Source organism: Pandoraea sp. ISTKB, from assembly GCF_001721285.1.
Classification (GTDB): domain Bacteria; phylum Pseudomonadota; class Gammaproteobacteria; order Burkholderiales; family Burkholderiaceae; genus Pandoraea; species Pandoraea capi.
Window position 1 is genome coordinate 108,857 of record NZ_MAOS01000027.1, and the last position, 10,894, is coordinate 119,750.

Sequence of the window (10,894 nt, forward strand, 5' to 3'; positions counted from 1 at the left end):
TTCATGCTGCGAACGCAGGAAAAGCCCCTGCATTGACGGCGTAATCGCGCGTTCGAGGCGGTTTAGCTGCCTTGCTTCGCGAAACGAGCCAGCAGGTCGTCGCCACGTTGCACAGCCTTGTCGAGCGCGGCTTTAGGCGTTTGCTTGCCGCTCCACACGCCTTCGAGTTCTTCGTCGACCACGGTACGGATCTGCGGCATGTTGCCCAGACGCAGGCCACGCGTGTACGGCAGCGGGTCCTTGTTGAGCATCTGCTTGATGGCCGTGTCGGCGCCCGGGTTCTTCGCGTAGAAGCCTTGCTTCTCGGTCAGTTCGTAAGCGGCCTTGGTGACCGGCAGGTAGCCGGTGTCCTGGTGCCACTTGGCGGCCACGGCCGGCGAGGCGAGGTAGTTCAGGAACTTGGCCACGCCCTTGTACTCGGCGGGCGACTTGCCGGCGAGCACCCACAGGCTGGCGCCACCGATGATGGCGTTCTGCGGTGCGCCCTTCACGTCGGCGTCGTACGGCATCATGCCCACGCCGTAGCTGAACTTGGCGTACTTGCCGATGTTGGCCAGCGCGCCCGACGTCGTCATGGCGATACCGCAATCGCCGCTGTAGAACTTCGAGGTCACTTCATCCTTGCGGCCCACGTACGTGAACGAGCCTTCCTTGGCCATGTCGGCCAGGAACTGGATGTGCTTGACCTGTTGCGGGCCGTTGAAGCTCAGCTTGGCGTCGAGGCCGCCGAAGCCGTTATCCTTCGTGGCGAACGGCAGGGCGTGCCATGCGCTGTAGTTTTCGAGCTGCGTCCAGCCTTGCCAGCCCATCGTGAAGCCGCACGACATGCCCGAAGCCTTGAGCTTCTCGGCGTCGGTCTTCACGTCGGCCCACGTCTTGGGCGGGGTGTTCGGATCGAGGCCCGCCTTCTTGAAGGCGTCCTTGTTGTAATAGAGCACCGGCGTCGAGCTGTTGAACGGCATCGAGATCAGGTGATTGGTCTTGCCGTCGGCGTAGTAACCGGCGATGGCGGGCACGAAGGCCTTTTCATCGAACGGCTCGCCGGCGTCCTTCATGACTTGCCACACGGGCTTCACGGCCTTCTTGGCCTGAATCATCGTGGCGGTGCCCACTTCGTACACCTGGAGAATGGCCGGGGCGTTACCGGCGCGGAAGGCGGCGATACCCGCTGCCAGACCCTGCTCGTAGTTGCCCTTGTAGATCGGGACAATCTTGTAGTCGCTTTGCGAGGCGTTGAAGTCGGCAGCGATCTGGTTCACGCGATCGCCGAGGGCCGATTCCATCGAATGCCAGAACTGGATCTCCGTGGCGGCCAGGGCCGAGGTGCTCATGCCGAGTGCCAGTGCAGCGCCAACGCCAGCCAGGGCAAAGGTGCGCAGGGAAGGTTGCTTCATACCAATCTCCGGGGGTTCACGAGAAGTCCAGGGCCTGTTGAGTGAGCGGCCCCTGCTTGTTCGCGGTGCGAACTGTGTAGCGCCGCGTAGACTAACACGTCGTTATGATTTTTCCACTCGCACTGCACAACGGGTGTTGCACGCGAGTGCAATGCGGGGATTGACAACGCCCGGAACGGGCCGGTGGGTAAGGCGCAGCGCGGCATCGGCAGCCTGATACAACGATGCATTGCGCCGCACCAAAGCCTTGTGACTTATGGCTGACTTATTGATTTGTCATACAGAGGGGAGAACGCACGCTGCGGTGGCGCTGCGGTGACGCTTAGAGCGCGCCCCTCACGCCAGACCTTACACCCGATGGTACGGATGATTGGCGTTGATGCTCCACGCGCGGTAGAGCTGTTCGGCGAGCAGCACACGCACCATGCCGTGCGGCAGGGTGAGGCTGGACAGACGGATGAGGGTGTCGGCGCGCGCCTTGAGGCCCGGATCGAGCCCGTCGGCACCGCCGATCACGAAGGCCACATCGCGCCCGTCCTGTTGCCAGACCGTGAGCGACTGCGCCAGACGCATCGTGGTGAGATCCTGCCCGCGCTCGTCCAGACACACGAGACGGCAGCCGCGCGGCAGCGCCGCGTCGATGCGCTGCGCTTCGGCGGCCATGACCGTCTCGGCGGTGCGGGAGTTGGAGCGTTGCTCCGGCTTGATTTCCTTGAGTTCGATGCGCAGCTCGGGCGGCATGCGCTTGGCGTACTCGGCGAAGGCGGTCTCGATCCAGCCGGGCATCTTGTGCCCGACTGCGAGAATGAACAGACGCATGACGGCGGAGTGTCGACGAAGTCGCGCGCGGCGTCTTACTTGCTGCTCTTGCGGCGAGCCGGTGCCGGGGCGGGTGCCTCGTCATCTTCGGCGTCTTCAGCGTCGTCTTCCACGCTGGCCTTGGCGCCTGCCTTGGTGCCGGCGGCCTTCAGGCGAACGGGCTTCTCGCCCCAGATTTCTTCGAGGTTGTAGTACTGGCGCAGGGCCGGCTGCATGATGTGCACGATGGCGTCGCCCGTGTCGACCAGCACCCATTCGCCGACGTCTTCGCCTTCGATGCTGACGATATCGCCACCGGCGGCCTTGACCTTGTCGCGCACGCTGGCGGCGAGCGCCTTGGTCTGGCGGTTGGACGTACCGCTCGCGATAACCACGCGCTCGAACAGTGCGGTGAGGTGTTCGGTGTTGAACACCTTGATGTCCTGGGCCTTGACGTCTTCGAGAGCGTCGACGATCAGGCGTTGAAGTTTACGAATATCCATAGTGCGTCTTTTGGGTGAAACAGGGGTGCGGCACAGCGGCCCGCCAAAGTCATGCGGGGGCCGTCAGGCGCGATACAGGTGTTGCGCGCGGATGTACTGCCACACAGGTTCGGGCAGGTTTTCCGGGGGCGTGGCCGCGTCTTGCGCGTGCGCCAGCGTGGCGCGCAACTCGGTGGCGGATATGTCGACGGCCAGTGAGTCGTCGATCAGGATGCCGCCGCATGGCGTGGATTGTACCCCGAGCGCGGTCTCTTCCCGTTGTGCGAAGACATCGCGCAGTTGCGCCGACGCCGTATCGCGGCTGAAACCGGGCCTTGCCGCGGCGCAGACGTGCGCGTAATCGAACAGTTCGCGCCACGCGTGCCAGGTGTCGAGCCTTACCAGTTGATCTGAGCCGATGAGCAGCGAGAGCGAGACTTCGGGACCGATATCGCGGCGCATATCCCGCAACGTATCGACGGTGTAGCTCGGCCCGGCGCGCTCGATTTCGCGCGTGCTCACGATGACCTGCGTCGACGGATGCGTGACGGCCAGCTCGGCGGCGAGGCCTTCGGCGGCCAGACGCGTCATGGCCAGCCGATGCCCGGCGTCCGTGCTGCCTTGCTTCTGCGGCTGTTGACCGGCGGGCATCAGGATCAGTTCGTCGAGCGCGAGCGTGTCGGCGAACAGCGCGCCGAGCGCGAGATGACCGGTGTGAATCGGATCGAACGTGCCGCCCAGTACGCCGATGCGCCTTACGGCCGGAATGGCGCGGTCGGTGTGGTTCGGGCGGTTCGGTTGCGTGGCGCTCGCATCGGTCGACGCCGACGTCGCAGGTGAGTTGACGGTCATGCTTGTTCGGCCTTCACACCCACTCGCGGCGCACGAGGAAATCGGTATAGAGCTTCGCTTCCGGCGTGCCCGGTTCCGGCTTCCAGTCGTAGTGCCATTTCACGATCGGCGGCATCGACATCAGAATCGATTCGGTGCGTCCGCCCGATTGCAGGCCGAAGTGCGTGCCCCGGTCCCAGACCAGATTGAATTCGACGTAACGGCCGCGGCGGTGCGCCTGAAAATCGCGCTCGCGCTCGCCGTACGGCATGCCGCGACGGCGTTCCACGATGGGCACATAGGCGTCGAGAAAGGCGTCGCCCACGCTTTGCATGACGGCAAACCCGGTGTCGAAGCCGCCGCCCGAGAAGTCGTCGAAGAAGATGCCGCCGATGCCGCGCGGCTCCTGACGGTGCTTCAGGTAGAAGTAGTCGTCGCACCACGTCTTGAAGCGTGGGTACCACGAGGCATCGAACGGATCGAGCGCGTCCTTGCAGGTCTGATGGAAGTGCTTGCAGTCGTCTTCGAACGGGTAATACGGCGTGAGGTCCATGCCGCCGCCGAACCAGAAGGCCGGTAGTTCGCCCGGGGCGGTGGCGATCAGGATTCGCACGTTGAAGTGCACGGTCGGGCAATACGGATTGCGCGGATGCAGCACCAGCGAGACACCGAGGGCTTCGAAGCCGCGTCCCGCCAGCTCGGGACGCGAGGCGCTGGCCGAGGCGGGTAGCTTGTCACCGATCACATGGGAGAAGTTCACGCCGCCACGCTCGAAGAAGTCGCCGTCGTCGAGCACACGGGTGCGGCCGTCACCGCGCAACGGGCTGTCGGCGGGGCGTTGCCAGTCGTCGACGAAGAAGCGTTTGCCGTCGAGGCGCTCCATCGTGGCGACGATGTTGTCCTGAAGCCCGAGCAGATACGTGCGTACCGCCGCCGTGTCCGGCGCCTGTGCGGTGTCTTGCGCTGTCATTCTGAGACGTCCCTTGCGTGGTCGATGTGTCCGTCGGCAATATCTTTGCGAATGCCGTCGGCAATATCGTCGGTAATACCGTCGTCGATATCGTCAATGAGGCCTGCAACGGGGCCACCGATTGGCGGGTCGACGCGTTCGATTTACCCGAGATTGTACCGGGACGCAGCAAGACGCGGGCGGCCGGCCACAATTGCCGTTGCCGCCCGGATGACCTGAGTCAAGTCCTGAGTCGAGCGGTGACGCTCAGGGCGCCGGCGAGTTGGGCAGGGTGCCTGCGGGGGCTGCGCCGCCGGCACCGGGCACGATAGACGGGGTGGCGGCGGGAACCCCGGCGGGCGCCCCCGGCGGCGGCATCAGGATCTGACGCGTTGCGGGCACCGGCCAGTGCGCCGTGCCGCCGACTTCGGCAATCGCGCGGTTGGTGTCGAAATACACCTGCCAGTAGTCGCGGTTGTGGCAATACGGCCGCACCGCCAGCACCGGCCCGGACGGATTGAATTCCAGAATCTCCACATCGACGCCGGGCTTCTCGATCACGTTGGGAATTTGCGCGACGCGGGCCTTCAGTCTGGCGACCGCATCCTGCAAATCGACCGTGTGGGCAAGCTGTGCCGTGAGATCCACGCGCCGGAAGGCGTTGGCGTCGTACACGGTGATGTTGTCGCCGAAGACCTTGGTGTTGCCGACGTACACGCGCAGATTGTCCGCCGTGGTGAGGGTGGTGACGAACAGGCCGATCTCGTCGACCACACCCGTCACGCCGCCCGCACTGATCATGTCGCCGGACTTGAACGGTCGCAGCACGATCAGGAAGATGCCCGACGCGAAGTTGGACAGCAGTCCCGACCATGCAGCGCCGATGGCGATACCGGCGGCCGCGAGCAGGGCGGCGAACGACGTCGTCTCGATGCCACAGACACTGAGGATGGAGAGAATGAGTGCGATGCGCAACGCGATGCGCAGCGACGACTCGGTGTAGCGAACGAGCGTGGGATCGATGTTGCGGCGGGTCATCGCGCCGCGTACGAGCCGCGCGACCAGATTGATGACGATGCCGCCGATGATCCAGATGACGATGGCCATCACGATCTTCAGGCCGAACGGCACCAGATAATCGTTGACCAGCTTGTCGAGGTCGAACATGTGAGTCTCCGTCGAGCGAGGGGTCTGTCGGGAAAACTGCATGAATTCCGCCGGGGCTGGCCGGATGCGCATTCTGGCGAGTGAACTTCCAGTGTTACGCGTCGCCAGCGTGCCAACTTGGCCTGCGATTGTCAATCGTGCCGCACACAGGATGTGAGGCAGCCCAAACGATCGGGCGCGAAGGCCCGGAAACGACAACGGCCCGGGAGACTTGGGGTCTCCCGGGCCGCGCTTCCAACCGTTCCTGCCAATCCAGCCGTTGTTGCCGCCAGGCGTTCGACCGCACTGGCTTGACCTCGGCTTGACGTTCGCTTTACTCCGGCTTGCGCGCCAGCGCGCGATTGCCGATGTCGTGGCGATACTGCATGCCGTCGAAGTTGATCTGGTTGACGGTCTGGTACGCCACGCTCTGCGCGCCACGCACCGTGTCCGACAAGCCGACTACGCACAGCACACGACCGCCGGTGACCTTGAGCACGTCGTTCTCGAGCTGGGTGCCCGCATGGAACGTTACGCACTCTTCGGTCTCCGCCGGGACTTCCGAGATGCGGTCGCCCTTGCGCGGTGTATCCGGATAGCCGTGAGCGGCGAGCACCACGCCCAGCGCGTAGCGACGATCCCAGTCCAGTTCGACCTTGTCGAGCGTACCGGCAATGGCGTGCTCCACCACCACCGAGAAGTCGCCCTTCAGACGCGCCATGATCGGTTGCGTTTCCGGGTCGCCCATACGGCAGTTGAATTCGAGCGTCTTGACGTTGCCGTCAGCGTCGATCATCAGGCCGGCGTACAGGAAGCCGGTGAAGCGGATGCCGTCGGTTTCCATGCCGCGCACGGTCGGCATGATGATTTCGCGCATCACGCGGGCGTGGATCTGCGGCGTGACGATCGGCGCGGGCGAGTAAGCGCCCATGCCGCCCGTGTTCGGGCCCTGATCGTTGTCGAGCAGACGCTTGTGATCCTGCGAGGTGGCCAGCGGCAGCACGTTCTTGCCGTCGACCATCACGATGAAGCTGGCTTCCTCGCCTTGCAGGAACTCTTCGATCACCACGCGGGCGCCGGCGTCGCCGAGCTTGTTGTCGGCGAGCATCATGTCGACGGCGTTGTGCGCTTCGTCGAGCGACATCGCCACGACCACGCCCTTGCCGGCGGCCAGACCGTCGGCCTTGATGACGATCGGGGCGCCCTTGGCGTCGATGTATGCGTGCGCCGCGGCGGCGTCGGAGAACGTCTCGTAATCGGCGGTCGGAATGCTGTGGCGCTTCATGAACGCCTTGGCGAAGTCCTTCGACGATTCGAGCTGTGCCGCTTCCTTCGTCGGGCCGAAGATCTTCAGGCCACGGGCGCGGAAGATGTTGACGATACCGGCGGCGAGCGGCGTTTCCGGACCGACCACGGTCAGGGCGATGCCTTCGCGCGCGGCGAATTCGGCGAGCACGTTCGGGTCGCTGATCGGCACGTTGCGCAGGCGCTCGTCGAGCGCCGTGCCACCGTTACCCGGGGCGACATAGACGAGTTGAATACGCGGCGATTGGGCAAGCTTCCACGCGAGCGCGTGTTCGCGGCCGCCCGAGCCGACAACCAGAATTTTCATCTTATTCCTCGATGACGGCGTTGGTGAATACGTCCTGCACGTCGTCGAGGTTTTCGAGCGCGTCGAGCAGCTTTTGCATCTTCACGGCGTCATCGCCGGTGAAGACCACTTCGGTTTGCGGCTTCATCGTGACTTCCGCGACTTCGGCCTTCAGGCCAGCCGCTTCGAGCTTGTCCTTCACGGCCTGGAAGTCGTTGGGCGGGCAGACGACTTCGAAGCTGCCGTCTTCATTGGTGATCACGTCGTCGGCACCGGCGTCGAGCGCCACTTCCATCAGCTTGTCTTCCGGGGTTTCCGGCGAGAACAGGAACTGACCGCAATGCGTGAAGAGGAACGACACCGAGCCGTCGGTGCCCATGTTGCCGCCGAACTTGGAGAAGGCGTGACGCACTTCAGCCACCGTGCGCACACGGTTGTCCGTCATGGTGTCGACGATCACGGCCGCGCCGTTGATGCCGTAGCCTTCGTAGCGGATTTCTTCGTAGTTGGCGCCGTCCAGACCGCCCACGCCGCGATCGATCGCGCGCTTGACGTTGTCCTTGGGCATGTTGGCGTCTGCCGCCTTTTCCACGGCCAGACGCAGACGCGGGTTGCTGTCGGCGTCACCGCCGCCCAGACGGGCAGCCACCGTGATTTCCTTGATCAGACGTGTCCAGACTTTACCGCGCTTGGCATCTGCCGCTGCCTTCTTGTGCTTGATGTTGGCCCATTTGCTATGACCCGCCATGAATTTCTCCGTCGTGCCGCGCTGTGCGGCGAAGTATGCTCTGCCGGCCCGCGCAGTGCGGCGCGGCCAACCGTTGAAACGGGAGCGCCCGCCACCACCGGGGTCGCGGGCGCCGATTGTCCAGCCGCCCCGTCGCGTCACACGGGGCCGGTCGATCACGGATCCGTATGGGGTATTTCGGGGCGGTGCAGTCCGAGCGGCAACGCGTGCCGCTATAATCGGAAGCAATTTTATCATGCCGCCGCACCGTGCCACGGGTGTTTGCAGCGCCGTGTCACGAGTCGCCCCGCGTCCACCGCCAAGGTCTCTCATGCCCAAGAAGCCCGTGCCGTCGCAAGTGCCTTCCGCCCCCGCCTCCGCCGCCACCGATGTCGATTCGCCAGCCGCCGCCTCGGCAAGTTCGGCTCACGATGCCGGTGAACGGCTCACGATCGCGCGCAACGCCCAGCATGTTCTCGGACTGCTGCCGGCAATGGGCAACCGCCACGGCCTCATCACCGGGGCGACCGGTACCGGCAAGACCGTCACCCTGCAAGTCATCGCCCAGGCCTTTTCAGATATTGGCGTGCCGGTTTTTCTGGCAGACGTCAAAGGCGATCTGACCGGCATCACGCAGCCGGGTGTCGAGACTCCCAAGCTCAAGGAACGTATCGCCAATCTGGGATTCGACACCCCCGACTGGCACGGTAGCCCTGCCACCCTTTGGGACGTATTCGGCGAGCAGGGCCACCCGGTGCGCGCCACCATCTCCGATCTCGGCCCGCTGCTGCTCGCGCGTCTGCTGGGGCTCAACGAGACGCAGACCGGCGTGCTCAACCTAGTCTTCAAGATCGCCGACGACAACGGCCTGTTGCTGCTCGACAGCAAGGACCTGCGCGCCATGCTTCAGCACGTGGGCGACAACGCGTCGAACTTCACCACGCAGTACGGCAACATTTCGGCGGCGTCGGTCGGTGCGATCCAGCGCGGGCTGCTCACGCTGGAGCAGCAGGGCGCGGACAAGTTCTTCGGCGAGCCGATGCTCAATATCGAAGACTTCATGCAGACGGACGCGCAAGGGCGTGGCGTCGTCAACATCCTCGCTGCCGACAAGCTGCTCGCGGCCCCCCGTATCTACGCCACCTTCCTGCTGTGGCTGCTCGCCGAGTTGTTCGAGCGTCTGCCGGAAGTCGGCGATCCCGACAAACCCAAGCTCGTCTTCTTCTTCGACGAAGCGCACCTGTTGTTCAACGAAGCGCCCAAGCCGCTACTGGAGCGAATCGAGCAGATGGTGCGCCTGATTCGCTCGAAGGGCGTGGGCGTGTACTTCGTGACGCAGAACCCGGTCGACGTCCCGGACACGGTGCTCGGCCAGTTGGGCAACCGCGTGCAGCACGCCTTGCGGGCTTATTCGCCGCGCGATCAGAAGGCGGTGAAGGTGGCCGCGCAGACGATGCGGGCGAATCCGTCGCTCGACATCGAGACGGTGATCGGCGAGTTGGGGGTGGGTGAAGCGCTGGTGTCGCTGCTTGACGAGAAGGGACGCCCCGAGATCACCGAGCGCGCGTACATTGCGCCGCCGGCGTCGCGTATCGGGCCGATCACGCCGCAGGAGCGCACCGCGTTGATGGCGGCATCGCTCGTCGCGGGTGTGTACGAGAAGGTCGTGGATCGGGAGTCGGCGTATGAAAAGCTCGTCGGCCGGACGCAGGCGCGCCAGCCGGACGGCACGCCGGCGCCCGGAGGCAATGGCGGCAGCGGCAGCGCGCCGTCGGCGGGTGGCGGCGGCCTGCTCGATTCGCTGGGCGGGCTGCTGGGCGGCTCGGGCGGATCGCGCAGCAAGGATTCGCCGGTCGAAGCGATGGTCAAGAGCACGATGCGCACCGTCGGCAGCCAGTTGGGGCGCGAGATCGTGCGCGGCGTGCTGGGCAGCATTTTCGGCGGCAGCAAGCGCCGCTGATCGGGCCGTCAGGTCGGTCGGGCCGACGTCGAATCGCCCCGCCTATCGATCGTTGGACCCGCTCGCCGTCCTGATCAGGTGCATCGCCGGGCAATGCCCGCCAGATAATAAAAAGGAAAAGGACCTTCCACTCACCGATGTCTCTGAAATCTTCGCTGGATCCGGTACGTACCGGTGTGGCCCACGATCCGCTGTGGTTACGTGCCGCGCCGCTCATCTTTCTGTTCCTGTGGTCGGTCGGGTTCACCGTCGCCAAGATCGGTCTGGCCTACGCTGACCCGTTGACCTTCCTCGCATTGCGCTACGGTCTGGTGCTCGTGCTGCTCGCACCGCTCGCTCTGGTCATGCGTCCCCCATTGCCGAAGACGGCCGCCGCCTGGGGGCATCTCGTCGTCATCGGTCTGCTGATTCAGGCGCTGTACTTCAGCATGACGTATCTGGCGCTACGTCTCGGAGTGTCGGCGGGCAGCGTGGCGCTGATCACGTCGCTGCAACCGATTCTCGTGGCGCTGGCCGTGCCGCATCTGGTCGGCGAGCGCGTGAGCGGCATGAACTGGATCGGGCTCGGTCTGGGGCTGGCGGGGGCGGCGCTCGTCATCGTGGCGCGCTCGGCGGTGGAGGCGACCTCGGCGCTCGGCCTGTTGCTGACGTTCGTGGCGCTCGGGGCGATCACTTGCGGCACGCTCTACGAGAAACGCTTCGGCCTGGGGCAGCATCCGGTCACGTCGAATCTCGTGCAGTACGCCGTCGGTTTTGCCGCGACGCTGCCGCTCGCCTGGTGGCTCGAACCGATGCGTGTTGACTGGACGTGGCAACTTGGACTGACGCTCGTCTATCTGGTGATCGGCAATTCGATTGTCGCGATCTCGTTGCTGCTGGCGATGATCCGACGCGGCGAGGCGTCGCGCGTGTCGGCGCTGTTCTTCCTCGTGCCGCCGGCCGCAGCGCTCGCGGCATGGCTGATGGTGGGGGAGCATATGCCGCCGCTCGCCTGGGGCGGGATGGTGCTTGCGGCA

Annotated in this window: 10 protein-coding genes; 2 read left to right on the forward strand and 8 right to left on the reverse strand. The window is 64.9% G+C overall.

The genetic code is table 11. From position 1 onward, the window contains the following. Positions 1 to 62: 62 nt before the first annotated feature. The 8 genes from ugpB to A9762_RS08675 all read right to left on the reverse strand — a co-directional run bounded on the left by ugpB (position 63) and on the right by A9762_RS08675 (position 7,939). The gene (ugpB, locus tag A9762_RS08640; RefSeq protein WP_069341625.1) at positions 63 to 1,394 is read right to left on the reverse strand and encodes a sn-glycerol-3-phosphate ABC transporter substrate-binding protein UgpB; all 1,332 of its coding nucleotides are present in this window, start codon (positions 1,392 to 1,394) and stop codon (positions 63 to 65) included. A 348-nt stretch (positions 1,395 to 1,742) separates the two neighbouring features. Continuing rightward, on the reverse strand, positions 1,743 to 2,213 hold the full coding sequence (gene rlmH, locus A9762_RS08645) for a 23S rRNA (pseudouridine(1915)-N(3))-methyltransferase RlmH (RefSeq protein WP_069341626.1): 471 nt from the start codon (positions 2,211 to 2,213) through the stop codon (positions 1,743 to 1,745). A gap of 35 nt (positions 2,214 to 2,248) precedes the next feature. Then, positions 2,249 to 2,695, reverse strand: coding sequence for a ribosome silencing factor (rsfS, locus tag A9762_RS08650; RefSeq protein WP_069341627.1), 447 nt, complete (start codon positions 2,693 to 2,695; stop codon positions 2,249 to 2,251). A gap of 63 nt (positions 2,696 to 2,758) precedes the next feature. Next, a complete protein-coding gene (locus A9762_RS08655) occupies positions 2,759 to 3,526 on the reverse strand; it encodes a nicotinate-nucleotide adenylyltransferase (RefSeq protein WP_083253762.1) in 768 nt (255 codons plus the stop codon). Between the two features lie 13 nt (positions 3,527 to 3,539). Further along, positions 3,540 to 4,475 (reverse strand): oxygen-dependent coproporphyrinogen oxidase, encoded by a 936-nt coding sequence (gene hemF, locus A9762_RS08660; RefSeq protein ID WP_069341628.1) that lies wholly within the window; start codon positions 4,473 to 4,475, stop codon positions 3,540 to 3,542. A 246-nt stretch (positions 4,476 to 4,721) separates the two neighbouring features. Beyond that, positions 4,722 to 5,621, reverse strand: a complete 900-nt coding sequence (locus A9762_RS08665) for a mechanosensitive ion channel family protein (RefSeq protein ID WP_069341629.1) — start codon at positions 5,619 to 5,621, stop codon at positions 4,722 to 4,724. 313 nt (positions 5,622 to 5,934) lie between these two features. Continuing rightward, on the reverse strand, positions 5,935 to 7,212 hold the full coding sequence (gene purD / locus A9762_RS08670; protein ID WP_069341630.1) for a phosphoribosylamine--glycine ligase: 1,278 nt from the start codon (positions 7,210 to 7,212) through the stop codon (positions 5,935 to 5,937). Between the two features lies 1 nt (position 7,213). Then, complete coding sequence (locus A9762_RS08675) at positions 7,214 to 7,939, reverse strand: YebC/PmpR family DNA-binding transcriptional regulator (protein ID WP_069341631.1); 726 nt, start codon at positions 7,937 to 7,939, stop codon at positions 7,214 to 7,216. A gap of 472 nt (positions 7,940 to 8,411) precedes the next feature. Between A9762_RS08675 and A9762_RS08680 the strand changes: the two genes are divergently transcribed. Continuing rightward, positions 8,412 to 9,878, forward strand: coding sequence for a helicase HerA-like domain-containing protein (locus tag A9762_RS08680; protein ID WP_069341648.1), 1,467 nt, complete (start codon positions 8,412 to 8,414; stop codon positions 9,876 to 9,878). Positions 9,879 to 10,015: 137 nt separating this feature from the next. Continuing rightward, the coding region (locus A9762_RS08685; protein WP_069341632.1) for a DMT family transporter at positions 10,016 to 10,894 on the forward strand (879 nt) is incomplete at its 3' end.